We start from the raw sequence: 25,670 nt of genomic DNA on the forward strand, positions 1-25,670 counted from the left end.
ATAATGTATTATTTACTATCACTGGTCGTTTTTGCTTCATTTGGTTTAACTGTTATGGACACCATTTCCGGTATAGCTTTCACACCATTTGGTACAACCACAGAATAAGAACTTGTTGTCGTTTCACGAATGTTTGTTGTATCAACCTTAAGCTCTATGCCATTTATTTCATCCAGTACTTCTTTTGGTCCTTCTATATCCACCATGTCATCTTTTAGTGTAAACGTAAAATCTTTAATCCCTTTTGGAATGGTCCCTGATTGGATTGGAGTAATTTTAACTCGTTTACTTGGGACATTGACTTTTACATTAACAGTCACTGTATCAGGTTCAATTCGAACATTCAGTGGTTCTCCAGCTTTATTGACAGCATATGGCTGCACTTTCTCTGAAAAATTCCCTGTAACGTTTGTTCGTTCACTGACACCAGCAATGACTCGATCAATTTCTTGAATGGACGATTCAGAGCCACTTACTTTTACATTCATTGGATCAATCGTCACTTCTTTTGTTGAGTATCCGTCTTGGTAAATTTTATTATCAATCGCTGGTTCAACTTTGAATGAATTGCTATCTTTATTTTCTATGGTAACAGATAATTTATTCGGTTTAACAGTTCCTTTAACCGAATTTGGTAACCCAACAATTTGCAATGGTACTTCATGTGTCCCAACACTATATTTCGTTAAGTCCATTACCACTGAAAAGCCACGTGTTTCAGCATTAGACTCCTTGTCTAACAAAATTTTATTATTACTTGTCAATTCAACAGAAACACTTTCTTTATAACCGGAAATAAAATACTTATCTTGGTTATAAGTAACATTAACTGGTACATTTTCAGCTGTTGCTTCCAAATTAGTTACTGTGTTATTTGTCTTATGTGATATGACAAATGAGTTGGCATTATAGTATAAAAGAATGGCAAAAAACAAAGATAATATTCTAATAAACCAAGGTGATTTACGATCATTTTTCATCGTTTTTTCCTCCCTTAGTAAAACTTTTTTTAATATCTTCGATAAACATTGCCAAATTTGATTGGGATACATCTTCTTGATCATCAGCTAATTCTTGTTTTAATACTTCTAAATAAGCTTCACGCTGAAGACCTGGTAAAAATGTCTTGTTATGCGTAATACTCACATCACCTGTTTCTTCTGATACAACAAGTGTCAACGCATCCGATGATTCACTCATACCAATTGCCGCACGGTGACGTGTCCCAAATTCTTTTGGTATTTTATTACTTTCTGATAAAGGCAGATAACTCGATGCTGATGCAATTTTATTATCTTTAATAATGACAGCCCCATCATGCAATGGTGTATTGGGTATAAAGATATTAATTAGTAATTGACTCGATATATCCGCATCGAGCGGAATACCAGTTTCAATAATATCAATTAAACTATCATTTCGCTCAATCGTAATCAATGCCCCTATTTTTCTCTTAGACATATATTGCAACGATTCATCTAACGCAGTAATAAATGATTGTTGCATATTTTTTTGTTTGTTAGAGTGCGTTAGTGCCGCACCTCTACCAAGATGTTCTAATCCACGCCGAACTTCAGGTTGAAAAATGACGATTGCAGCAACTACACCATAAGTAATCACTTGATTCATTAGCCAAGAAACTGTATTTAAGCCAATAAAATCACTGACAATCCTTACAATGATAATTACAGCAATCCCTTTAAATACTTGAATCGCTTTTGTGTCATTAAGTAGCATCAAAAACTTATATACGACATACCACACGACTAATATATCAATGATATGTACCAGTACACTAAGCGTAAAATATTTATCTAATAAATTTTGCCATATCTCAGGTCTGAACAAGCTCGCTTGAGTTAACATCATCTTGCTCCTCCCCCTTTACAATTAAGTAGTTTACTCTATCTTGCTCCCCCCTAGCATTATGGTTACTTTCTCATACTTTTACTATTATAACATAGCATGGTTATCGGAAAACTTTCAATGACTTTTTTTAATAATTTAATTACTTTCAATAAAAAAACACACCCAACATTTGTCGAGTATGTCAATAAACTATAACGTCGCTAATACAATGAAGTTAATAACAAATAGAGCCGTCACTACCCATAAAACAGGTGAGACTTCTTTTACTTTTCCTTTAACCACTTTGATTAACACATAGAAAATAAATCCTGCAGCTATACCATAAGAAATACTATATGCTAGACCCATAAATATTGAAGTAAAGAAGGCTGGCACAGCATCTTCAAGATTAGTCCAGGCAATTTCTTTAAATGACGCCATCATCATGATACCAACTAAAATTAATGCCGGAGCCGTTGCTTGAGAAGGCACTGCCCCAACAACAGGTGATAAGAAACTACTTAACAAGAACATAATGGCGACAACCACTGATGTTAAACCAGTACGTCCACCCGCACCAATACCAGCTGCACTTTCTACATAAGTTGTGACGTTACTTGTCCCAACTACTGATCCAGCTGTTGTTGCAATAGCATCAGCAAACAATGCTTTGTCCATTTTTGATTTAATCCCTTTACTTGTCATAACGGATTCTTCTTCTTCTTTTGAGAAAATACCAGTGCGACGACCTGTCCCAATAAATGTTCCAATCGTATCAAAAATATCAGATAAACTAAATGCTAAAACCGTTAATAAAACTTGAGGTATTTTGGCTACATCAGAAAATAGTGAAGGCATGCCATTTGGACCAAAAGCTGCACCAAATGTCGTTCCTAAGTCTTTGATTGAGTTTCCTAATGAATTCTCTTGAAAATTAATCGAACTAAAATCAACAACCCCCATTGGAATAGCAATAATTGTAGTCGCTACTATCCCTATTAGAATAGCTCCTTTGACGTTTTTAATCACCAACACTGTAGTAATAACTAGCCCAATCAGTGCCAAAATAATAGCTGGGTTATTAAAATTCGCCAATGCTGGGACAATCCCACCATTTGATACAACGTTCGTTGCTTTATCCCCATCAACTACTGAAGAAACAATTGACGCCTCATCTGATGTAAATTGAAGTAATCCAGCATTTTTAATTCCAACATATGCAATAAAAATCCCTATTCCACCACCAATAGCATGTTGCAAACTTTCGGGAATTGATTGAATAATTAATTTTCTCAAGTTTGTGATGGTAATAATAATATTGATAATACCACATAAAAAGACCATCGCTAACCCCTGTTCCCATGAATAACCTAATCCCATGACAACAGTAAAAGTGAAAAACGCATTTAAGCCCATACCTGGTGCTTGTGCATATGGTACATTAGCAAACAATCCCATGACGAGCGTTCCAATTGCTGATGCGATAATAGTAGCTAGAAAGACTGCTTGAAACGGCATTCCTGATAAAGATAAAATGGTCGGATTCACAAATAAAATATAACTCATTGCAAAAAATGTCGTTAACCCCGCCATGATTTCCGTAGAAACCGTTGTGTTATTCTCTTTTAATCTAAAAAACTTTTCCATTTCTTAACATTGCACCTTCCATAATATAATTAGTTCGTTAATAACTCTAACAAAATTGATTATAGAATTAATAAGGAGAAATGGCAACCATTTATTTATATTTATCTAAATTTTTCTTCGCATTGTTCGACTTTTACTTATTTAATAACAAAAAACACCTAATTTGCTCGATTTGAACAAATTAAGTGTTTGATTTATTGATAAATTGCTTTTATAGGATCTAATTTGGCGGCATTAATAGCTGGTATAACACCAAATATTAACCCAATTCCTGCTGAAATAGACGCTGAGAGTATTGCCATACTTGGACTAACAATTGCTGTAATACCATCTGCAAAAGTGGAAATCAGTGTTGCAAGTCCCCATCCAAAGAAGATACCGACGACCCCGCCAATTAGCGTAATAAAAGCAGCTTCTAATAAAAATTGTAATAAAATGGTGATTGGTTTCGCACCGATTGCACGGCGAATCCCGATTTCACGTTTTCGCTCAGAAACAGACACATACATAATATTCATCACCCCAATTCCTCCAACTAATAAAGAAATAGCCGTAATGAATAACAAACCTGTCACGACAGCTTGAAGCATCGATTCAATTTGTTGACGTGCTTGTTCATTTGAACGATCTTCTTCAAATGTTCCAACTAGATTGGGGTGTTGTTCTTTAAGTAACGTATTTGCTTGATCAATAATGGCTTGTCTGTCACTGTGGTCTGTCGTTTTTAATTTAATTGCATTGATTGGTTTATTCTTTGCAAGGTCATTAAACGCTTTTTTAGGCACTTCGTCAAAAAAGGCGGAATCATCCATTATCATGGCGTCATCATCAATTTTAGCCTTTACACCGACTACCAAAAATTTTATACCATCAACATCAATCGCTCTTCCAATAATATCTTTAGGTTTTCGGATGCCTAACGTTGATTGCATGGTATCATACGTGATAATAATACTATTTGATTCTAATTGCTCAGTAGTAAAACTATTTCCAAAACCAACTGGTGTATTCGTTTTACTTGTTGCCACAATTTGACCACTACCTGAAGTGTCAAAATAGTTTAGTGTACTCGTCACCATCTCTTTAGCACCGAATCCAAACCCATAATCAGCACTAATGGTATCAACGCCATCGAGTCCTCTTAACAGTTTTAAATCAAGTTTGTCAAACTCAAACGGCTCTTCGTCTTGAAAGCCAATACTATCATCACTCTGATCGACTTTATAGATTAGACGAATCACGTTAGCATCGGTAGATTCCATTACTTTTAAGCTACTTTGCTTCATCCCTTCACCGATTGCTGATACTGTCACGACAGCTGTGATTCCAATAATAATTCCAACCATCGTTAAAAAAACACGTAGTTTATGTGCCCTTAAACTTAAGAAAGTACTTAATAATAGATTTTTAAGCATTGATAAATTCCTCCTCGGTAAGGAATAAACCATCTTTCATATAAACCACTCGTGTGGCATACTTTCTCATATCAGGATCATGAGTGACCATGACAATTGTTTTTCCTTCTTTATTTAAATTCGACAAGATAGTCATAATATCTTCACTCGTTTCACTATCAAGGGCTCCTGTCGGTTCATCTGCCATAATTAATAGTGGATCATTAACTAAGGCTCTAGCTATAGCGACACGTTGCTGTTGTCCTCCTGATAACTCAGTCGTTTTAGAAAACTCTTTTCCTTCTAAACCAACCATAGCTAAATAGTCTGAGGCGATTTGACGACGTTCTTTTTCTTTTTTCTTTCCACCATACACCATTGGTAATTCAACATTTTGAATCACATTTAACGATTGTATTAAAAAAAATTGTTGAAAAATAAATCCGATATATTCGTTTCTTAAAGTCGATTTTTGATTTTCAGTTAATTCTGACGCGTCTTTATTATCAAAAATATACTCACCATCTGATAGTTGATCTAAAAATCCAATAATATTCATGAGCGTCGTTTTTCCACTACCGGATTTCCCCATAATCATGATAAATTCGCCTTGCTCAATAGTAAGGTTGAGATTTTTTAAGACATGCAGTGTTGATTTGCCGACTGGATAGTATTTATTTATATCGTTTAACTCAACTAATACTGGGTTGTCGTGACTCATTATTTTTCTCCTCCTTCATTTTCGGTAACTTCACCCCCAGGAGTTGGTTCACCTACTGTTAAAGGTACTTCGGATGAAATAATGACACGATCTAAGCCTTCTAAACCACTTGTTACGATAATTTTATCTTTTGATGCCCCTTGATCGGTCGTTTCAACTACCCGTTTTGCAATTGTGCCAAAATCATCAACGAGTACATAAACTTCCTTCGTTTTATCATCTACTTTTACGGCTTCTTTTGGTATTTCTATTTTTTTATCTTCTAGCTTAATTGAAGCTTGTACGTGGAATCCTTTACGAATTTCTTTTGCATCTTTTAAACTTAATTTTACTGTGTAAGTTGATAAAGAATTCCCACTATTTGATGCACCACCTTCTGTTGCTTGCTGGGTATTTGGAATATTAGACACATAAGTGACTTCACCTTTGTATAGTTTATTATCCGCAATGGTTCTAACGTCCGCTATTTGTTTTTCTTTAACTTTTTCTAAGTCTTTCTCATTGACACTACCTTCAACATAAAAATCAGTTGATGATAAAGTTAAAATGGCACTATCTCTGTTTTGGTCTTGTGGAATAATAACCTGACCGTCAAAAGGTGCAATGACTTTATTAACCTGTTTTTCGCTTAATTCATTAATTTGTGTTTGTAATTGACTCATTTTAATATCATAACTACCTAAATCATATTTTAAGTCTATGCTTTCTTTCGATACAGGGCTACTGGTAGCTTCTCCTGATTCTGAGGTTGGCGCATTATTCATTTCATTTATTTCAAGTTGCATTTGTCTTGCAGCTTTTTCTTTTTCGGCTTGTGTTGATTCAATTTGAAATTTCAAATCTCTAATTTGAGAGTCTGTTGTCTCATCTAAGTATTGATAAAGCACTGTATCTTTTGTGACATTTTCACCATTTTTTACGTTTAAATCACCCAATTTACCTAGAGTTGTATCTTTGGTAAATTCTTTTGACATAACAGGTGTTACCACACCATTAATAAACACTTGATCAACATTTTCAACGGTATAAAACTCAATTTTTTCTTCTTCCTTTGTGTTTACTGGCTCTTTTTTCGATAACACCATTTTCCCACCGATTGCAGCAATCACTACCAACCCAATAATACTCCCAATAACCACTTTTTTCTTTTTCGACATCCCCAATAACTCCTTTTTCATTAATAATTTAAGTATACCTAAAAAAAGCATTGGAAAAATCAGTCGATGGTCCTATTGTGAATGAGTATAAGAAAAGCGGATAAGTCCGCCTTGACCTATGAAAAAATAGGAAATTTGACCCTGAATGAGCAGCGAAGCGCGCAATGGGGCAAATTTATCTTTTTTTCACTAGGTCAGGACTTGGGAGCTAGACATTGACGGCTGAACTTATAATCCCCTAGTCTATTAAAAAAACTACCTAGTTTTCACTAGATAGTTTCAACGTTATTTAAATAAGTTTGAGAAGAAATCTTTAATCTTTTGCCAAATTCCTTTTGCTTTTTCGACATTTTCTTCTGACAATAAATTATCTTTAAATTCTTTACCATTTTTCACAATGTCATCTTTAAACCCAGATAATTGACTGGTTAATTCTTTATCTGTGATGGCACTTGTATTAGTAAAGTTCACCATGTTATTGACGACTTGCGTTTTTAGTTCTGGTGTAATGGCTTCTTGCAGGCCGTTTTTCTCAATTTGTTCGTCAACCACATTGGTTACTTCTTGTTTCTTTTTCTCATCAGACATGTCACTTAATTTCTTATTAATTTTTTGTAATTCCATTTGAATATCAGCTAACATGACTAAGATGTTTTCTGAAGAATAATCTTTATTATCTTGGTTTTGTTGATCAATGGCAGAGACCACTTGCATTTGATCTTGTGCTACTTCACGCTTTTCATCACGCTCTTTTTGTTCTGTTTGATTAGAGGCAGGATCTACTTCATCATAAATCTTATAAATACCAGCTAATGCACCACTACCATCCATTGGTCGAACGCTTGCAATACGAATGTATGCATCATATACACCACTTGTAATAGCTGCTGAGCGGTACATTGCTTCTGTTCTTGCAGTAATTTTATCTGGTGTCACAATATCAACTGTCACACCCGACCCACTTTTTGTACGAGCAATCAACGCACTTGAATAAGCTTTTGACGAACTGGTAAATTCTGGAACGTCGGTCACATACTTCACTAAATCATTGCCATCAACAATGTATTCATTTATATTCTGAGTGTTTGTTCCACTTAACATGGATACTTTACTCAAGTCTTTTGTTAAAATATCACGTGTTTGTTGCTTTTCAGCATCTGTTAAGCCATTACCTAATGCGATATTTGGAATATCCCATCCTTCATCTTTCGCTTTTTCTGCAGCCGAAACTTGCGTACTTAATCCAACTGTTGAAAGTAGTGTAAGACCTAGTAAAATCTTTTTAAATTTATTCATAACATCACCTTTTCATCTTATTTCCTACTAAATGTAACACATCTATTCCTTATTTCCATCCATCTTTAGAATGAATTAAGTCTTTTTATTGATTATTTAACATTCTTTAAAAAAAATCAATTAAAAACAAACGCACTAGCTTTAACTAGTGCGATATTATTTTTATTCTAAAAAGTCTTTTAATTGTTTTGAACGAGATGGGTGGCGTAATTTTCTTAACGCTTTTGCTTCTATTTGACGGATTCTCTCACGTGTGACACCAAATACTTTTCCTACTTCTTCAAGAGTACGCGTACGGCCATCATCTAAGCCAAAACGTAAACGCAAAACATTTTCTTCGCGATCGGTCAGTGTATCTAATACACTTTCTAATTGTTCTTTTAATAATTCATAGGCTGCATGTTCAGCAGGACTTGTCGCTTCTTGATCTTCAATAAAATCTCCTAAGTGTGAGTCATCTTCTTCCCCAATTGGTGTTTCAAGAGACACAGGCTCTTGTGCGATTTTAAGGATTTCACGTACTTTTTCAGGTGATAAATCCATCTCCGCTCCAATTTCTTCAGGTGTTGGTTCGCGCCCTAAGTCTTGTAGTAATTGACGTTGGATACGAATTAATTTGTTGATTGTTTCAACCATATGAACCGGAATACGAATCGTTCTGGCTTGGTCGGCAATCGCACGAGTAATCGCTTGACGAATCCACCAAGTCGCATAAGTAGAAAACTTAAATCCTTTTTCATGGTCAAATTTTTCTACAGCTTTCATCAATCCCATGTTACCTTCTTGGATTAAATCAAGGAATTGCATCCCACGACCAACATAACGTTTGGCAATACTAACCACTAAACGCAAGTTAGCTTCTGCTAGTTCTTGCTTTGCTTCAGGGTCACCTTCTTTAATACGTAACGCTAGAGCCACTTCTTCGTCAGCTGTAAGAAGGGATACACGACCAATTTCTTTAAGATACATACGAACAGGATCATTAATTTTTACCCCAGCTGGTGCAATTAAATCTTCTTCTTCTTCTTTTTCTTTTGTCTTCTTAGATTCTTGATTTTTTTTAGCGACACGCAAACTATGTTCACTTGGCTCGCCTTTTTCATCAACAACGCTAATTCCTGCGTCCTCAACTTTTTCAATCAATTCATCCATATCATCAGCATCTAATTCATAAGGAGTAGCTAATTTGTTTGTTAACTCATCATAAAACACCGAACCTTTTACCTTGTTCAACTTGATGAATTTGGTTACTTCTTTTTTGTATGCTTCATCTTTTACCATTTTTGACACGATGGACTCCCCCTTATATTATCACCAATTACTTAATTTTTTTTGTAATTGGATAATCTCTAATGTTACTTCCATTTCTTCAACAGCATTCCCTGTCTGCTTAGCTGTTTGTTGTCGAGTCATTAAATCGTCAATTTTAGATTGAATGCTCGCTTTTTTTATCACATGTAAACAATCACTAATCTCTGTCTCATTACTTTGTTGACTAATGTCCTGCATGGTAATTGTGACTAATAATTGTCTTAAATTTTCTTCTTTTAAATAATTAATAAAATCTGCTAGTTCAATTTGACCATATAGTTCATAAAAACTTGCTATATGCTGAAATAACTCTTGGTATTCATCATGAACAAACGAAAAATCCTTTTTATTTACTAATTGAGTAAATATTGCCTTCTCTTTTAATATACGATAAATTAGTAATCTTTCAGCTTTTTCAACCACCGTTTGTTTTCGTACTTGTTGAATTTGTGGTATCACAACTTCTGGTTGTTTTGGTATGACTTTTTTAAACTGATGCGCTTTGTTTGACTGAATAAACGAATTTAACTGGATTTGCAAGGTATCTTTTGAAACGTGATACTCTTCAGATAATTGAGTTAACGCAAAATCTTTTTCAATAACTGATGGGATTTTCGCTAATTCCTGTAAGACAAGATCTAAATAAGTTAACACATCTGACTCATTGTCTAGATTAAACTCTTGTGATAAAAATTGTTTCTTAAACTGAAACACGGTTAACTGATGGTGCTTTAATTCATTTTCCAATGCTTCAAGACCATATGTTTTTCTATACTCATCTGGATCTAACCGATTGGGTAACATCACTACTTGAACACCTAGCGTTGTATTATCAGTTAATAACTCTACCGCACGATTTGTCGCATTTATCCCAGCAGCATCACCGTCATAGACAATCGTCACATCTTGACAAACTCTCTCGAGTCGATTAATCTGCTGTTCAGTCAAACTCGTTCCCATTGTAGCGACCGCATTTTTTACCCCTGACATATGAGATGATATCACATCCATAAATCCTTCAAATAAAAATACATCATTCGACTTTCTAATATGGGGTCTTGCCAAATGAAAATTATAAATGACATCTCGTTTATTAAAAATTTCCGTTTCAGGACTGTTTAAATACTTTGGTTGTTTGACGTCTTGTTGTGCCTGTTCAGAAGGCATCATGCGACCTGAAAATCCAATTGTTTTACCTTGAGCATCTTTTATTGGAAACATAATCCGGTTAACAAAGCGATCGGTATATGATCCATCATCTCTTTCGATAAACAAACCTGACTGTCCATAAAACGTTTCATCAAACTCTTTTTCCATAACTTTTAATAAAATTTGCCGATTGTCCGGAGCAAATCCTATCTCAAATTCTTCTATTACGTCTTTAGGAATATCTCGCGACTCTAAATAAGCCATCGCCTCTTTTCCAGCCTCTGTATTCACTAGTATATGATGAAAAAACTTTTTTGCATGCTCATGCATTGTGATTAACGTCTGGTGCGTTTGATTTTTTTCAGTGCTACGTTGTTCACTATAAACTGAAGTTGGTAATGAGACATTTAAAGGTACTGCCAACTTCTCAACAGATTCAGGAAACGACAATCCTTCTATCTCTTGAATAAACGTAAACACATTACCACCCTTGCCACACCCAAAACAATGAAAGATTTGTTTGTCCTCTGCTACAGTAAACGAAGGCGTTTTTTCGTTGTGAAAGGGACATAAACCAAGGTAGTTTTTACCAGATTTTTTTAATTGAACATAGTTTTCAACAACCTCAACAATATTTGTTTCTTGTCTAACTGTATCAATTAATTCTTGAGGGATTAATTGTGACAACGTAATCATCCCCTTTTACATAATTAAGTCAGAAAAGTCGCACTGAACCCAGCGCGACCATGACATAACTTTTCATAATAAATTATAACATAATTCGACATGTTTGCAACAATTTGTGCTTAGTTAAAAGAACCCATTTTTCCAGTAATCAATTTATCTAAAATTAACTTACCTAAAATTGAACAGATAACAAGCACGATAAAAATAGGGAGTGTTGTCGCATTGAGCCACGTAATTTCAAGTAATGACTTGAATAGCATAGCTGCAACAAATGTTCCCACAGTTGTTGTCACAGCTAAGAATAATCTTAATGGATTAAACGGAAGACAAGCTTTAATCACTGCCATTGAGCTCACTGCAATTAACATATAATACATTAACGTCGTTTGATCGACTCCACTAATGCCAAACTTCGGTGAAATAAAGTAAATCACAAGGATGTTTATTACCACCAGTAACGCATTTGGTAACGCTCGTCTTAACGCAGTTGGTAAGAATTTTGTTGTAATCTTGCGTTTATCTGATTCAAATGATAAAAAGAATGTTGGGTAACCTTCAATTGCCAAATCAAGCAGTGTAATTTGAATTGGAATAAATGGAAATCCAATCGCTGCTACCATACAAATGATTGACAAAATGAATGAATAGATTGTTTTAATAAAGAAAATACTTGCCACTTTTGTCACGTTGTTTACTACGCGTCGACCTTCAAATAATACGTCTGGCAACGTAGTAAAATCTGAGTTAAGCAAGACAAGATTCGCCATTTGACGTGTGGCGTTATCTCCTTCTGCCATGGCGATACTACAATCTGCTTCTTTCATTGCTAAAATATCATTGACACCATCACCTGTCATAGCAACAATATGGTCTTTTTGACGCAAAGCTTCCACTAACCATTTTTTCTGTTGTGGACTCACTCGCCCAAATACAGTGTAATCATCAACTATTTGTTTGACTGCTTCTTCAGTTTTGATAGTTGATAAATCGATATATTGCTCATAATTTTTTAATCCCGCACGTCTAGCAACATTTGATACGGTAATTGGGTTGTCACCTGAAATAACTTTTAACGCAACCCCTTCACTATCCAAATAAGCTAACGTTTCTTCCGCGTTTTCACGAATGGCATCTTCAATAATTAAAACTGATTGAGCGTCAACAGAACCAACTGTGTCGTTAATTTGTGTCGCCTGTGCATCAATACCTATTAATAAGACACGACTTCCCTGTTCTTGAGCTTGCATCACTTCTGTAGGTATGGAACTTTCTGATACTAATCTTTCTGGTGCACCTAAATACACACAACCAATGCCTTCAAATAACACAGCACCCCATTTTCTATCAGAAGAAAATGGTAATACATCTAATACGTTTAAGTCATTTGATGTCTTGAAATATGAACGTAAGGCTTGCATTGTAAGGTTATTATCATCTGTTGCATTGATATAATTACCCATTAACTTATTCGTATCAATTTGGCTATTTTTACTTGCCAAATCAATCACTTCTGAGACAATCATGTTACCTTGAGTAATGGTTCCTGTTTTATCCAAACATAACACGTCAACATGAGCTAACGTTTCAATAGAATGCATATCTTGTACTAATACTTTTTTCTTCGTTAATTTCACAACACCTGTTGCAAGCGCAATACTGATTAAAAGCACCATTCCTTTTGGTAACATTCCAAGTAGTGCTGCAGCTGAAGAAACAACGGATAGCTTGATATCGCTGTTTCTTAAAAAATAAGCTTCTAAAAATAAAATGACCCCTAATGGAATAATAATGTAACTTGTAAATTTAGCCACTTTTCTAATTGATTGAACTAATTCAGACGTCACAGGTTTATGTATTTTAGCTTCTTCGGCAATCTTAATGGCATAATTGTCTTTTCCAACATGAATAACTTTCGCCACACATTGACCACTTGTCACGTAACTCCCTGACATTAGCTGGCTATCGACACCTTTTTTAATTAAATCTGCTTCACCGGTTAAAAGTGACTCATTGACTTCCACATTACCTGAAACAATAATTGTATCAGATGGTACTTGTTGTCCAGCTGATAAAATCACAATATCATCCATTACTAACTCAGTCGTAGGAATGCCAATTTTTTGATTATCACGATAGACATCCACATTTTCTTCGTTCACAATGGAAAGTTGTGCTACTAAATTTTTCGCACGAATTTCTTGAGACACACCAATCACAACATTTAAAATAATGATTGCCATAAAAAACATATTACTATATGCACCGACTAAAGCTAAACAAATCGCAATAATCACGTTTAGTAGGTTAAATAGGGTGAAGACATTATCAAAAATGATATCTTTATTACTTTTTGAAGTATCTGAAACATAATCATTCACTTGTCCTTTGGCTATTCGCTGATTAACTTCCTCTTTGGTTAATCCTGTTTCATTCATTTTCATTTTATCTACTCTCTCTTTTTCATTTATTCTTTCATTATTATATAGATATTTATAATAAGTTTAAAGTCTTTTAACAAATAATTAAACTCCTAACTAAAAAAGCTTAGGAGTTTAAGCGTTCTACTCATCTTAACTGGTCGTTTTTTCATCAGGTAATGAGGCATATCGACCATTACTTATAGCAAATACTAAATGTGCATTTGTCGGAATATATTGATTATAGGCATTAGTATTAACAATTTGTCCTTTTTCTTTATATGAATCAACATAATACACTTCATAAGTAACTGAAGCACCTTTTGAATTAAAGTTTTCATAAATTAGTTTAGGGATGTCTCCTTCAAGTTGACCAAAAAATGACTTAATATATGGTCGTCCAACAGAATAGGTGACATTCACAGTTTTATTATCATTACCTGTCAATTTTTTACCTGCTTCAATAGATTGATCAATTAATTGACCAAATGGAACATTATCAGAAAAACTTTGTTTCGTGACAACCTGTAAATCCGGCGAGACGTTCGTTGCTTCTTCGGCAGAATAATTCGCAAAATTAGGAACAACCACGGCTTTTCCAACAGATATTGAGACACTCATTTTATCATGCTTGGCTAATTTTGTTTCTGGAGAAACTGTTTGCGATATGACAAAATCTGGTTCAATCTTATCTGAATCAGATTCTTTGAACTCGACATTGATCTCATTTTTCTTTGCCCAATCTTCAACCTCTGATTTTGCTTTTTTTCTAAAATCAGGAACAGAAATATTTTTTTTCCCTCTCTCTCTCCCTCCCCCCCCTCCCCCCCCCCCCCCCCCCCCCCCCCCTCTCCTTTCCCTCTCTCTGCTCTCTCATCTCTCTCTTCCTCTCTTTCCCGACTCTTTCTCCTCTCTCTCTTCTTCTCTCTCTCCCTCTTCCCTTTTGCTTTTTTTCTAAAATCAGGAACAGAAATATTTTTTTCAAAAACTTCTTTTCCTTTAGAGAAGTAAACATTGGCAATATCTTGACGCAAATAATGATCTTTATTGACTTCTTTATCAGTAAATTCCAACCTAATAAATTTACCTGTTTCGATTTTATCATTGTATTCATCAATGATTGTGACATTTTCGGCTTTATTTTTTTTAATCCATTGTTCCACTTCTTCTTTAGACATCGTTTCAAAATCAGGTAACTCAATTTTCCCTTTTGGATCTGCTCCTTCACTTACCTTAAATGTTATGTTAGAGCCTTTTTTAATCTTTTTATTTGGTGCAATTGATTGACTTATAATGCCGTTTGAATCTATTTTCAAGGAATATTCTTGTTTTATTTCAGGTTTCATTTTATTTTCAGTTGCCCAGTTTTTTGCCTCAACAACGGTTTTACCTGAAAAATCTGGTACTGATACATGGGTCATTTGATAATATACCATATACAACAACAGTAAACAGATACCAACTATCCCACCTATCAGGATTCGTTTTGTTTGTTGTTTTTTCTTATAATCAGGGTCTATTTCAACATCATGCTCTATCCCATTACCTGTCGAATGGTCTTCATCTAACCCCTTATCAGATTTTTTTCGTTTTCTTTTAACTTTTATTTTGGTGTCATTGACATGTTTTGTTTCTTCTTGAAACATAACATCTACATCGTCAAACTCTTGCTTATCATAGTCGGAAGCTGATGATTGCAAATCATTGGTTTCTAATGCGAGATTTTCGTTTGCATCTGACGACACGTCTTTATTATTTTTTTTTCATTCAACATATTTTTATAATTATCACTATCAAAATTTGACAAAAAATCAGACATTCTCTTTTAAAGCTCCTTTTCTTAGAAGGTAGGAGTAATCAGATTGTAACGCTATCTCAGGTGAGTGTGTGACAACCACTACACATTTGTTGTGTTTATGAGCTAACATTTTAAATATTTCCACAATCTCTTGTTCCATCTCTTCATCCAGATTACCGGTTGGTTCATCAGCCAACATCACATCTACATTAGTTGACAAAGCTCTTGCGATTGCCACCCGTTGTTGTTCTCCTCCTGATAATTGCGTCACCAAGCGTTTTGATTTTTCATTTGGTATTCCCATATAATCTAGTAAATTAATGGCGACAATTCCTTGCTCATCAGGTAGTTTATTATCAGTAATGGCCATTGGGACCATCACATTCTCAACGGCTGTTAAATACGGAATTAAATTATAATGTTGAAATATTATGCTAATGTAATCTCTACGATAAGTATCATAGCCAATTTTTTCAATGTTTTTCTTCTCGTAAAAAACTCGACCTTCCTGCGGTGTATCAAGTCCCGCTAATAACGATAGTAAAGTTGTTTTACCAGATCCAGATTGCCCAACGATGGTATAAAATTTACCTTTTTCAAATGCGACGTTCGTGTTTTTCAAAATGAACCGACGCGTATCACCATCTTGGTAATAGTAGTTTAACTTACTTGCTTTTAATATAGACACGACTTAGACTCCTTTACATCATTATTTTCTTCGGATTGAGCCTCATAATGTAAACTAGAGGAACAATCGTAGATAGTAACACAACTATTAATCCAACGAGATAAAATAGAACAATGTAGGAAGGAGTTAATCTAATTTCATATGCACTAACAACATCATCTTCAGTTAGATTGATGTCGTTTATCGGGCTACCATAAATTATGGTATTATCCTCTGTAGCATGATCGCTTTGTATGGTCATCAATGAGTCAGAAAATCCTTTTGCTAGCAAATTACCAGAAAATACGGATAACGTCATCGCTACCAATGCTACTAACATTACTTCCACGACAATTTGTCCTACAACGTTGAATCGCTTCTCTCCAAGAGACAAGTATATCCCCTAATTCGTGTTTTCGATCTCTTAAGAACAGTATCGTTACTAACGTAATAATAAAAATAGACGCAATCACAGACACAATAAGCACGATATGAGAGATTTTTGCCATTCCTTTAATAGGACCAGCAATTGAATCAAACTGATCAGAACTTGCTTCTATTTTATAGTATCCTAACCCCTTATCCTTTAGAATTTGGTTTCCAAGCATTCGAAAGTCTTCAATGTCTTCAGGTTTGTTTAATACATACGTTACTTGAATAGATGTATAAGAAAACTCTTTTAACACTGTGTCTTTGTCCATTACTTTTTCATTTTCATCTAAAAAATTATCAGGGAAACTATTATATGAAAATGCCAACATTTCCTTTTGTGTTTTTTCGATGTAAGCATTTGGTAAGTATATAACATTTAACTTGTCATATAAATCAATGGTTTGATTCATTTTTTGATCCGTGTCTTTTTGAGTATTTCCTGGTGATTTTTTTTCTTTTACTTCTTTTACATCAAACAAACCAATAATTTCAATCGGATACTCTTTTGCTTTGGTTTCAGTCTCTGTGTCACCAGACCCTCCTTGACTAATATGAGCAACTAGTCGGTCAAACACCACTTTATCTCCTACATGAATGTTATTTTCTTTTGCCACTTTATCCGAAATGATAGCAACAGCCGATCCCTTTTTAATTTCATCAGCATTGAAAGTTCGCCCTTCTATTAAGCTAATTTTTTTAGATCGCTCATCAACGAGTTCTGGTCGACTCGCTCCCTTTATATTAAAATAAGAGATGCCTTCAAATTCACGCACATAACTATCATCTGAAGGCTGCACGTTTTTAATCTTTTTGGTTTGCATCATATCCGTAACTGAGTAGTCATAAAATTTCACTTGGTTTAACTGACCAATTTCTTTATAGACATTTGTATCTGGCTCTTTGATGTCCAAATCTTTTCCAGACTCTTCCATTTCTTAAATTCTATCTTCATTAAAAGATACCGTTGCATTGGCACCTAGTTGTGTTTTAATATCAGTCTCAACACCACGAGTTGCTTGTTGAATCGCAATCGCACCTGCCATTAAGTTTCCTAAAATAAATATCACTAAAAATAAAATGATCGATTTACCTTTTCTCCGCTGAATACTTAATAAGGCTCTTTTTAAAAAGTTCATTTTTTCACTTCCTTTTTAATAACTGCCTTATCATTCATTTTATCATCCTTTATTATAAAATCCATTAAAATTTAATTTTTTTATAAAAAATAATTCAAACTCTTATAACTACTCTCTCCTTTTGGCTGAAAAAAAGATGGCAAAACGTGCTGAAACGCCTTACCATCTTCAAAAAATTTATATTTGGTTATTTTGCAAACGATACATATCGTAGTATAACCCTTCTTCATCAATTAACTCATCATGAGTTCCTTTTTCAACAATATGACCTTTCTCAAGAACTAAAATAAGGTTGGCATCTTTAATAGTAGATAATCTATGTGCAATGGCAATCGTCGTACGACCTTTACGCATTTTCTCTAATCCTTCTTGAATCAGTGTTTCTGTTTCGGTATCAATATTAGCAGTTGCCTCATCTAATACTAAAATCTTCGGATCAGTGACGATTGTTCTGGCAAATGAAATCAACTGACGTTGGCCACTTGAAAAACTTGATCCACCTTCCAAAACAGGTGCATGATACTTTTTAGGTAATGTTTCAATAAATTTATCCGCTTGAACAAATTTTGCCGCATTAACAATCTGCTCATCTGTAATAGCGTTATTTAACAATCTAATATTGCTTGAAATGTCACCATAAAACATAAACGCATCTTGTAAGACTAATCCCATTTTCTCACGTAATTCTTCCATTGGATAATCTTTGATATTCACATCATCAATTAAAATGTCACCATCATAAAACTCATAAAATCGCATCAACACATTGATAATGGAACTTTTACCACTTCCAGTATGACCAACTAACGCCACTGTTTCACCTGGATTGGCGACAAAGCTAATGTTATTCAATACATTATGTTTTCCATCATAAGAAAAACTAACATCTCTGAACTCGATTTTAGCGTTTGTGATGGTTGCATTAGCTCCTTCATTTTGTTGTGGCACTAATTCTTCATGATCTAAAATACGCATAATTCGACTTCCAGCGACAAGACCATCTTGAAATGTACTTAAAAAATCCATCATCTGTGTCATTGGATTAAAAAACTGTTGTACGTATGAAATAAACGCATAAATCATCCCAACTTCAACTAATGAATTCAATGATTTAAACCCAAAAAACCCTAAAATCATCGCGGTTGCTAAAGCAAAAAGTAAGTTGATAATTGGTGCAAGAAGTAATGAATTAGTTCGAATCATGGCATATTTTGTTTTTAAGTATTCATTATTATTTTCTTCAAATTCTTCTTCAAGACGTTCTTCTTGTCTAAAGTATTGCACAATTTGCATACCTGAGATGGATTCATTTAATTTTGTGTTTAATTGACTTAATCGCTCACGCATGTTGCGGTAAATCTTTGAACTAAATTTTTGATAATACCAGATAATCACCAGTAATATCGGGAAAAAGATCAAACAAGCAAACATTAATTGCACATTAATCATTGCCATGGCAATAAATGACGCCACGATACCAAATAACGCAGATAAAACCATCAAGAAAACTAACCAAAAATCAAATAACGTTTCAGTGTCGTTCGTCACACGAGAAACAATTGATCCCGCAGGTGTCTGGTCAAAGTATCTCATGCCCATCATTTGTAGTTTGGAGAATAATTTAACACGGATAGATTGGTATGTTTGCAATGACCCTTTGTAATATAAAATCCATTGCCCAAACCATACAATAGCTTTAAATAACGTTCCTAAACCATAAAGGGCAGCAAAATATAAAATCGTCTGTGTCGTCACGCTAGTATCTGTTAGATGATTATCCATAAACACTTGCAAAATTTTCGGCAAAATAATATTAACGACCGCAAGTAACACGGCAAATACTAATGATCCGACAAAGTATTTTCTAAACGGTTTAGCAAAAGTTATCAAACGCTTAACGATTTCTTTTTGCTCCTTCATCGTAAACGACTTCGACCATGCTGATTGTTGTTCTTCCATTAGTTTAGCCCCCCTTCAATTTTTTGTTCAAGTTGTTGATGGTCATACATTTTCTTATACCAACCATTTAACGCAATCAACTCGTTATGGGTGCCTCGTTCGATGATTTTTCCTTCATCGATCACAATGATTTCTTTTGCATGTTTTACACTACTTAATCTATGAGTCGTGATAATCGTTGTTTTATTTTGTCTTGTTTCTTTCAAACTAGATAATATTAATTCCTCTGTTTTAGCATCAACAGCAGATAACGCATCATCTAGAATTAATAATTCTGGTTCTGTTAATAGGGCTCTTGCAATCGAGATACGTTGTTTTTGACCACCTGAAAGAGAGACACCACGTTCTCCAACCATTGTGTCATAACCATGACTAAATCCCATAATATCATCATGTACTGCTGCTTGTTTAGCAATCGTTTCGACTAATTCTTGCGATGCTTTTGGGCGACCAAATCGAATATTATCTCTTACTGTCATCGAAAACAGAAAATGATCTTGTGGCACATAACCAATCGAATGAAGTAGTGCATCCAATGTATAATGTTGTAACTTGTTACCACCAAATACTATTTCACCATCATAATCATCGTATTCACGCATTAACAGTTTTAGTAATGTTGTTTTCCCTGATCCAGTTTTACCAACTATTCCAAGAGTATCTCCCTCATGTAAGGTAAAATCTATATGTTCTAATGCTGTTACCTCATCACCTGGGTAATTAAATTTGTCTACGTGATAATGGATATCTCCTTTTGCTGGCTGAGATACACCTGTTTTCATTTCTATAATCGCTGACTTTTCACTTAATAATTCATTAACACGGTCATAACTTGCATTCCCTCGTTGTAAAATGTTGAAGAAACGCCCGATTGCGAACATTGGCCAAACCAACATCCCAATATAGTTAAAAAATGAGATTAATTGTCCAATTGAAATACTTCCAGTTTTAACTAAGTAGCCACCTAGTGAAATCGAAATAATGTAACTTAATCCAATAATAATTGTAATCAGTGGATCAAATAATGCATCTAAAAAGTTGACGCGATTATTTTTTCTAACAGAGTAGTCCACTTTTTCTTTAAAATCTTCTATTTCTTCTTTTTCTTGTCCAAAAGTTTTAATCACTTTTATCCCAGTAATTGTTTCTTGCGTTTTATCATTTAATCTTGAAAACGCATCTTGTGACTCTTTAAACGCTGCGTGTAACTTGTCTCCAAGTTTACTAGATAACACAGCAAGCAGTGGAAACGGTAGTAACGCTAGTAATGTTAAACGCCAATCAATGAAAATAATCATCGCAATCACCGTTATAGCTCCTGTAATAAACGCATCAGCAAAGGTTAAAATCCCTCCACCAGCCACGTTTTGGATGGCGTTTAAGTCATTTGTGGCATGTGCCATTAAATCTCCTGTACGATACCGTTGATAAAACGTTTGGTCCATCTGAGTAAAATGATGGAACAATCTTTTTCTCATACGTTTTTCTAATCTAGCCGCGCCACCCCAGATGTGTGTTCGCCACACATAACGCAATAAATACACCACGATAGCCGCTAATACTAATAATCCAACCCAAAACATTAATTTTTGAACGGTTAATGTTTTATCAGCAATAGAGTCCACGACAATCCCAATCACTCTCGGCGGTAATAACTGAATAATAGCAACTAAGATTAATGCTCCTACACCGATAATATAGTTTTTCTTTTCTTCTTTGAAAAACCAAGCTAATTTTTTAAAAACGCTCAAGTTGTTCACTCCTTTTGACCATAAAAAAACAGGTGCGAAAAAAGCACCCGTTTTTTATGTTTTTTATTCATTCCAAAACAAAACAACTATTTTTTCTTCTTGTTGTTTTGAGCTGTCATGTTTTGCATCATTTGACGTATTTTCTTCTCTGACGGTTTTTGACCCATCTGTGACATCATCATACGCAACATATCCTCATTAACGGGAGGATTTTTCTGTAATTGATCTTCAAATGTTTTCTTTGCTAAAAAGAATCCACCGACTGCTCCTAAAATTAGGGCAATAATAATGAATAAAATAGCTAATCCAGTATTCATCTTTTCGACGCTCCTTCCTCCAATTAATCTACTCCACAATAATCAATTGTACTAGAAAATAACGTCAATGAAAAGACTCTTTTAACAAATTTAAGCATTATTTTCAATATCTATTAACAAATTAGGATTAAATTCTCCTTTTTTCAACATTTTAATCTCATGATAGTATGGTGCTTTGGCTGTTTTTTTATCTTCACCTACAAAAGGTGTTTCTAAAATTTTCGGTAACTCTTTTAATTGGTCGTGATAAACCACATAATTTAATGCATCAAACCCAATTGTCCCAAAGCCAATATTAGCATGACGGTCTTTATGTGAGCCTTGATCGTTTTTAGAATCATTGACATGAATGACTTTTAATCTGTCCAAGCCAATGATTTTGTCAAACTCTTCTAACACACCATCAAAATCTTCACGTACATTATAACCCGCATCGTTAATGTGGCATGTATCTAACGTCACAGATAATTTATCGTTATGTGTGACCCCGTCAATAATTCGTGCGATTTCCTCAAATGAACGACCGATTTCTGTTCCTTTTCCCGCCATCGTTTCTAGCGCAATTTGTGGTGTTTGATCACTTGTTAACACTTCATTTAATCCTTTAATAATTTGGTTAATCCCCGCGTCCACTCCCGCTCCAACATGAGCACCAGGATGCATTGTTATTTGTGTTGCACCAATAGCTGACACACGTTCAATTTCTTGACGTAAAAAATTAATGGCAAACCCAAAGTTTTGAGGTTTCGTTGTGTTACCAAGATTGATGATATAAGGAGCGTGAACCACTATTTTATTAATGTCTAAATCATGTTGACGCATAAATTCTCGGCCTGCTTCAATATTTAACTCTTCAATTGGTTTTCTTCGTGTATTTTGTGGTGCACCTGTATAAATCATAAAAGTTGATGCACCATATTCTGCTGATTGTTTTGCTGATCCTAACAGCATATCTTTTCCACTCATACTAACATGAGACCCTAATAACATAAAATAATTCCTCATTTCTATTAACTTACTTAATAGATTGTAGCGTTTTATCGAATTGACTACAAGATTATTGCCTAAAAAAATAACCGAACAAATTCGTTCGATTATTTTTGATAATTTAATTCAAATCGTTTCGCAAAAAGCGATAGTGAGTAGCAAATGGCAAAATAACACACAGTCATGATGATGAACATCACCAATACGGTACTAGGGTATTGGGCATAAATAATTTTAGAATTGTGTGTCAACTCTGGTAGCGAAATCACAACTGCTAACGATGTATCACGAATTAACGAAACAAACTGGCTAACAAGTGGAGGAACCATCAATTTAATCCCCTGTGGCAATACAATATAATACATTGTTTGAGCAATATTAAGACCGGTTGAACGACCCGCTTCCATTTGTCCTTTAGGTACAGCTTCAATCCCACCTCGAATAATTTCAGATAGCATTGCTGATTCAAAAATCGTCAATGCCACAACCGCTGACCAAAAAATACTAAACTGTATACCAATTTGAGGCAACGCAAAATAAGTAAAGAATATAATTAAAAGTAATGGTAAATTTCTGATGATATCAATGATCAGTCCAACTATTTTGGACAAATATGGTATGCGTAAAAATCGGATAACACCTAAAATCCCACCAATGATAAAACTAAAAACAATCGAAATAACCGCTACTTCGAGAGTTACTAATAACCCATCAAAAATAAAACGTAAATTAGGTAATGTCAAAGCTTGAGCAAAATTCATTTCTTTCACTCCTTTCTTAATTTGTGGCAACGCGTGTTTCAATATATCGCATCAAATACGACAACGGCATCGTCATCAGTAGATAAATGAGGCCAATTAATGTATACGTTCCTAACGTATTAAACGTTTCACTGGCAATCAAGTCGCCGGTATACATCAGATCTGCTCCTGTAACCATAGCTAAAATAGAAGAATTTTTAACTAAATTGATAAATTGATTTCCTAATGAAGGCAACGCCACTTTAAATGCCTGAGGTAACACGATATAGTACATAATTTGGAAATAATTTAAGCCTGAAGACATTCCTGCTTCTTTTTGACCCGTTGATACAGCTTCAATACCTGATCGAACCGTATCCGCAATAAAAGCTGATGTATATAGTGTTAAGCCGATGGTACCTGATGTGATTCCATTAAATTTAAATCCATACAATGGTAATACAACAAAGAAAAACATTACCACAATTAATAAAGGAATATTACGGAAAAAATTAACGTAGATATTGCCAATTCGTCGAATCCATTTTTTTGTGGCTACTTGCATCATGGCTGTTATTGTTCCAATAATCAAACTACCAATTAACGCAATCAAACTGGCTGTCAATGTCACTTTTAGTCCAGATAAAATATCTTGATGATAAGTATTCCAAATTTCTAACATAGTCTCAACTCCTTTATCTTTTAGTCTTTAATCCATTTTTTATATATCTTGTCATAGGTGCCATCTTTTTTCATGTCTGATAACAATCGATTGACTTCATTTACTAAGTCCGTTTGCCCTTTATTAAACGCAATACCATATGGTTCCTCAGTAAAATTACCACCAACTAATTCGTAATCAGGGTTTTCAGATGCCATCCCTAAAAGGATGCTATTATCTGTTGTCATCGCATCACCTTGTCCGGATTGAAGAGCCGTAAACGCTTCAGCATAGTTTTCTAATTCTAAGACTGTCACATCAGGGGCTTTTTTCCTCACGTTTACAGCTGAAGTAGATCCTTTTACTGCTAAAACTATTTTTCCTGCTTTTAAATCATCAATACTTTTTATGTCACTACCTTTTTTAACTAATAGTGACTGCCCCGCATCAAAATAAACATCTGAAAAATCCACTTGTTTTTTACGCTCGTCACTAATGGTCATAGTGGCAATAATCGCATCAATGTTTCCATTTTTTAAAAGAGGTATTCTTGTTTTTGATGTAACCTCAACAAATTCTGCTTTCTTTTCATCACCTAACAGACGTTTAGTGATTTCTTTTGCGATATCAATATCAAATCCTTCTACTTCTCTTTTTTCTATATTCATCAAACCGAATAACTTGGTGTCGTACTTGACTCCCCAAATCATTTTATCTTTCTCTTTGATTATATCTAACACATTTGATTCAGAAATACTTTTTGCCCCACAAGCTCCAAGTAAAAAAACGAAAGAAAGCATCATTAACATCAATAAACCACGATAAACTTTTTTCATATTGCTCCCTCCTAGTGACTAATAATTTTACTTAAAAATTGTTTCGCTCTTTCATCTTGTGGATCATCAAAAAAGGCTTCTGATTCGCGATCTTCTAGCACTTCTCCATCAGCCATAAAAATGACTCTATCCGCTACTTCTCTAGCAAACCCCATCTCATGAGTTACCACAACCATCGTCATACCAGACTCTTTTGCTAGAGACTTCATAACGTCCAATACTTCTCCAACCATCTCTGGGTCAAGTGCTGACGTTGGCTCATCAAATAACATATAATCAGGTGTCATAGCTAAACTTCTCGCAATAGCCACACGTTGTTGTTGACCTCCTGACAACTGTGAAGGATAAGACTCTTTTTTATCTAACATACCAACTCTTTCTAATAAACGCTCAGCACGTTCATTTGCTGCTTGCTTATCTAGACCCAATACTTTTATTGGTGCTAACGTAACATTTTCTAACACGCTCATATTGGCATATAAGTTAAATTGTTGGAATACCATCCCTAGATTTTTTCTTACATCATTTAAATTCGTTTTTGGATCAAAAATATTAGTTCCATCTACTATTAATTCTCCCGTTGTGATATCTTCCAGTGCATTGATACAACGTAACATGGTACTTTTGCCTGAACCAGAAGGGCCTAGCACAACAACAACCTCACCTGTCTCAATGCTTAAATTAATATTTTTCAACGCATGAAACTCACCATAATACTTTTCTACATTTTTAAATGTAATCATTGTTAAAAACCCCTTT

Annotated in this window: 23 protein-coding genes and 2 pseudogenes; all 25 read right to left on the bottom strand. The window is 34.6% G+C overall.

Translation table 11 applies throughout. The features are described from left to right. Positions 1-8 precede the first annotated feature (8 nt). The 25 genes and pseudogenes from BHY08_RS05430 to BHY08_RS05535 all read right to left on the bottom strand — a co-directional run bounded on the left by BHY08_RS05430 (position 9) and on the right by BHY08_RS05535 (position 25,654). Positions 9-980 carry a CdaR family protein gene (locus BHY08_RS05430; protein WP_071456911.1) on the bottom strand — a complete coding sequence of 324 codons (972 nt, stop codon included), beginning with the start codon at positions 978-980 and terminating at the stop codon, positions 9-11. Beyond that, positions 970-1,869 (bottom strand): diadenylate cyclase CdaA, encoded by a 900-nt coding sequence (gene cdaA / locus BHY08_RS05435; protein ID WP_071456912.1) that lies wholly within the window; start codon positions 1,867-1,869, stop codon positions 970-972. The genes BHY08_RS05430 and cdaA overlap by 11 nt, the downstream gene beginning before the upstream one ends. 189 nt (positions 1,870-2,058) lie before the next feature. Continuing rightward, positions 2,059-3,495: an NCS2 family permease gene (locus tag BHY08_RS05440; RefSeq protein WP_071456913.1), complete on the bottom strand. Its 1,437-nt coding sequence runs from the start codon at positions 3,493-3,495 to the stop codon at positions 2,059-2,061. Between the two features lie 194 nt (positions 3,496-3,689). Beyond that, positions 3,690-4,910 carry an ABC transporter permease gene (locus tag BHY08_RS05445; RefSeq protein ID WP_071456914.1) on the bottom strand — a complete coding sequence of 407 codons (1,221 nt, stop codon included), beginning with the start codon at positions 4,908-4,910 and terminating at the stop codon, positions 3,690-3,692. Then, positions 4,903-5,610: an ABC transporter ATP-binding protein gene (locus tag BHY08_RS05450; protein WP_071456915.1), complete on the bottom strand. Its 708-nt coding sequence runs from the start codon at positions 5,608-5,610 to the stop codon at positions 4,903-4,905. Before BHY08_RS05450 ends, BHY08_RS05445 begins: the two co-directional genes overlap by 8 nt. Further along, positions 5,610-6,767, bottom strand: coding sequence for an efflux RND transporter periplasmic adaptor subunit (locus BHY08_RS05455; RefSeq protein WP_071456916.1), 1,158 nt, complete (start codon positions 6,765-6,767; stop codon positions 5,610-5,612). Before BHY08_RS05455 ends, BHY08_RS05450 begins: the two co-directional genes overlap by 1 nt. 285 nt (positions 6,768-7,052) lie before the next feature. Then, a complete protein-coding gene (locus tag BHY08_RS05460; protein WP_071456917.1) occupies positions 7,053-8,063 on the bottom strand; it encodes a DUF1002 domain-containing protein in 1,011 nt (336 codons plus the stop codon). A gap of 162 nt (positions 8,064-8,225) precedes the next feature. After that, the gene (gene rpoD, locus BHY08_RS05465) at positions 8,226-9,344 is read right to left on the bottom strand and encodes an RNA polymerase sigma factor RpoD (RefSeq protein ID WP_071457838.1); all 1,119 of its coding nucleotides are present in this window, start codon (positions 9,342-9,344) and stop codon (positions 8,226-8,228) included. Between the two features lie 30 nt (positions 9,345-9,374). Further along, entirely contained in the window at positions 9,375-11,210 is a 1,836-nt protein-coding gene (gene dnaG, locus BHY08_RS05470) for a DNA primase (protein ID WP_071456918.1), read from the bottom strand. Between the two features lie 119 nt (positions 11,211-11,329). Further along, the gene (locus BHY08_RS05475) at positions 11,330-13,651 is read right to left on the bottom strand and encodes a cation-translocating P-type ATPase (protein ID WP_071456919.1); all 2,322 of its coding nucleotides are present in this window, start codon (positions 13,649-13,651) and stop codon (positions 11,330-11,332) included. Between the two features lie 129 nt (positions 13,652-13,780). Next, the gene (locus BHY08_RS05480; protein ID WP_071456920.1) at positions 13,781-14,248 is read right to left on the bottom strand and encodes a PASTA domain-containing protein; all 468 of its coding nucleotides are present in this window, start codon (positions 14,246-14,248) and stop codon (positions 13,781-13,783) included. Between the two features lie 42 nt (positions 14,249-14,290). Beyond that, positions 14,291-14,416, bottom strand: a pseudogene (locus tag BHY08_RS11450) (PASTA domain-containing protein); the annotation flags it as partial. Between the two features lie 449 nt (positions 14,417-14,865). Further along, positions 14,866-15,273, bottom strand: a pseudogene (locus tag BHY08_RS11455) (PASTA domain-containing protein); the annotation flags it as partial. A 165-nt stretch (positions 15,274-15,438) separates the two neighbouring features. After that, positions 15,439-16,113, bottom strand: a complete 675-nt coding sequence (locus tag BHY08_RS05490; protein ID WP_071456922.1) for an ABC transporter ATP-binding protein — start codon at positions 16,111-16,113, stop codon at positions 15,439-15,441. A 13-nt stretch (positions 16,114-16,126) separates the two neighbouring features. Next, positions 16,127-16,441, bottom strand: coding sequence for a hypothetical protein (locus BHY08_RS10725; protein ID WP_338062359.1), 315 nt, complete (start codon positions 16,439-16,441; stop codon positions 16,127-16,129). Continuing rightward, complete coding sequence (locus BHY08_RS05495; RefSeq protein ID WP_084657185.1) at positions 16,386-17,456, bottom strand: ABC transporter permease family protein; 1,071 nt, start codon at positions 17,454-17,456, stop codon at positions 16,386-16,388. The genes BHY08_RS10725 and BHY08_RS05495 overlap by 56 nt, the downstream gene beginning before the upstream one ends. Positions 17,457-17,459: 3 nt before the next feature. Continuing rightward, positions 17,460-17,660, bottom strand: a complete 201-nt coding sequence (locus BHY08_RS10730) for a hypothetical protein (RefSeq protein ID WP_084657186.1) — start codon at positions 17,658-17,660, stop codon at positions 17,460-17,462. A 177-nt stretch (positions 17,661-17,837) separates the two neighbouring features. Beyond that, positions 17,838-19,619, bottom strand: a complete 1,782-nt coding sequence (locus BHY08_RS05500; protein ID WP_071456923.1) for an ABC transporter ATP-binding protein — start codon at positions 19,617-19,619, stop codon at positions 17,838-17,840. Next, positions 19,619-21,370: an ABC transporter ATP-binding protein gene (locus BHY08_RS05505; RefSeq protein ID WP_071456924.1), complete on the bottom strand. Its 1,752-nt coding sequence runs from the start codon at positions 21,368-21,370 to the stop codon at positions 19,619-19,621. Before BHY08_RS05505 ends, BHY08_RS05500 begins: the two co-directional genes overlap by 1 nt. A gap of 86 nt (positions 21,371-21,456) precedes the next feature. Continuing rightward, entirely contained in the window at positions 21,457-21,687 is a 231-nt protein-coding gene (locus BHY08_RS05510) for a YneF family protein (RefSeq protein ID WP_071456925.1), read from the bottom strand. 90 nt (positions 21,688-21,777) lie between these two features. Next, complete coding sequence (locus tag BHY08_RS05515; RefSeq protein WP_071456926.1) at positions 21,778-22,677, bottom strand: deoxyribonuclease IV; 900 nt, start codon at positions 22,675-22,677, stop codon at positions 21,778-21,780. A 104-nt stretch (positions 22,678-22,781) separates the two neighbouring features. Next, positions 22,782-23,435: an amino acid ABC transporter permease gene (locus BHY08_RS05520; RefSeq protein WP_071456927.1), complete on the bottom strand. Its 654-nt coding sequence runs from the start codon at positions 23,433-23,435 to the stop codon at positions 22,782-22,784. A 16-nt stretch (positions 23,436-23,451) separates the two neighbouring features. Next, positions 23,452-24,096: an amino acid ABC transporter permease gene (locus BHY08_RS05525; RefSeq protein WP_071456928.1), complete on the bottom strand. Its 645-nt coding sequence runs from the start codon at positions 24,094-24,096 to the stop codon at positions 23,452-23,454. 20 nt (positions 24,097-24,116) lie between these two features. Continuing rightward, entirely contained in the window at positions 24,117-24,785 is a 669-nt protein-coding gene (locus BHY08_RS05530; protein WP_420855336.1) for a transporter substrate-binding domain-containing protein, read from the bottom strand. A gap of 137 nt (positions 24,786-24,922) precedes the next feature. Beyond that, positions 24,923-25,654, bottom strand: a complete 732-nt coding sequence (locus BHY08_RS05535) for an amino acid ABC transporter ATP-binding protein (protein ID WP_071456930.1) — start codon at positions 25,652-25,654, stop codon at positions 24,923-24,925. Positions 25,655-25,670 lie beyond the last annotated feature (16 nt).

The sequence above is a fragment of the Vagococcus teuberi genome (genome assembly GCF_001870205.1).
Classification (GTDB): Bacteria; Bacillota; Bacilli; order Lactobacillales; family Vagococcaceae; genus Vagococcus; species Vagococcus teuberi.

Coding starts and splice junctions, on each gene's coding strand:
- BHY08_RS05480 (WP_071456920.1), bottom strand. CDS start 14,248: ATGAGTGTCTCAATATCTGTTGGAAAAGCCGTGGTTGTTCCTAATTTT.
- rpoD (WP_071457838.1), bottom strand. CDS start 9,344: ATGGTAAAAGATGAAGCATACAAAAAAGAAGTAACCAAATTCATCAAG.
- BHY08_RS05440 (WP_071456913.1), bottom strand. CDS start 3,495: ATGGAAAAGTTTTTTAGATTAAAAGAGAATAACACAACGGTTTCTACG.
- BHY08_RS05535 (WP_071456930.1), bottom strand. CDS start 25,654: ATGATTACATTTAAAAATGTAGAAAAGTATTATGGTGAGTTTCATGCG.
- BHY08_RS05520 (WP_071456927.1), bottom strand. CDS start 23,435: ATGAATTTTGCTCAAGCTTTGACATTACCTAATTTACGTTTTATTTTT.
- BHY08_RS05475 (WP_071456919.1), bottom strand. CDS start 13,651: ATGAAAATGAATGAAACAGGATTAACCAAAGAGGAAGTTAATCAGCGA.
- cdaA (WP_071456912.1), bottom strand. CDS start 1,869: ATGATGTTAACTCAAGCGAGCTTGTTCAGACCTGAGATATGGCAAAAT.
- BHY08_RS05510 (WP_071456925.1), bottom strand. CDS start 21,687: ATGAATACTGGATTAGCTATTTTATTCATTATTATTGCCCTAATTTTA.
- BHY08_RS10730 (WP_084657186.1), bottom strand. CDS start 17,660: ATGAACTTTTTAAAAAGAGCCTTATTAAGTATTCAGCGGAGAAAAGGT.
- BHY08_RS05530 (WP_420855336.1), bottom strand. CDS start 24,785: ATGATTTGGGGAGTCAAGTACGACACCAAGTTATTCGGTTTGATGAAT.
- BHY08_RS05525 (WP_071456928.1), bottom strand. CDS start 24,096: ATGTTAGAAATTTGGAATACTTATCATCAAGATATTTTATCTGGACTA.
- BHY08_RS05450 (WP_071456915.1), bottom strand. CDS start 5,610: ATGAGTCACGACAACCCAGTATTAGTTGAGTTAAACGATATAAATAAA.
- BHY08_RS05445 (WP_071456914.1), bottom strand. CDS start 4,910: ATGCTTAAAAATCTATTATTAAGTACTTTCTTAAGTTTAAGGGCACAT.
- BHY08_RS05430 (WP_071456911.1), bottom strand. CDS start 980: ATGAAAAATGATCGTAAATCACCTTGGTTTATTAGAATATTATCTTTG.
- BHY08_RS05455 (WP_071456916.1), bottom strand. CDS start 6,767: ATGTCGAAAAAGAAAAAAGTGGTTATTGGGAGTATTATTGGGTTGGTA.
- BHY08_RS05495 (WP_084657185.1), bottom strand. CDS start 17,456: ATGGAAGAGTCTGGAAAAGATTTGGACATCAAAGAGCCAGATACAAAT.
- BHY08_RS05460 (WP_071456917.1), bottom strand. CDS start 8,063: ATGAATAAATTTAAAAAGATTTTACTAGGTCTTACACTACTTTCAACA.
- BHY08_RS05515 (WP_071456926.1), bottom strand. CDS start 22,677: ATGTTATTAGGGTCTCATGTTAGTATGAGTGGAAAAGATATGCTGTTA.
- BHY08_RS05500 (WP_071456923.1), bottom strand. CDS start 19,619: ATGGAAGAACAACAATCAGCATGGTCGAAGTCGTTTACGATGAAGGAG.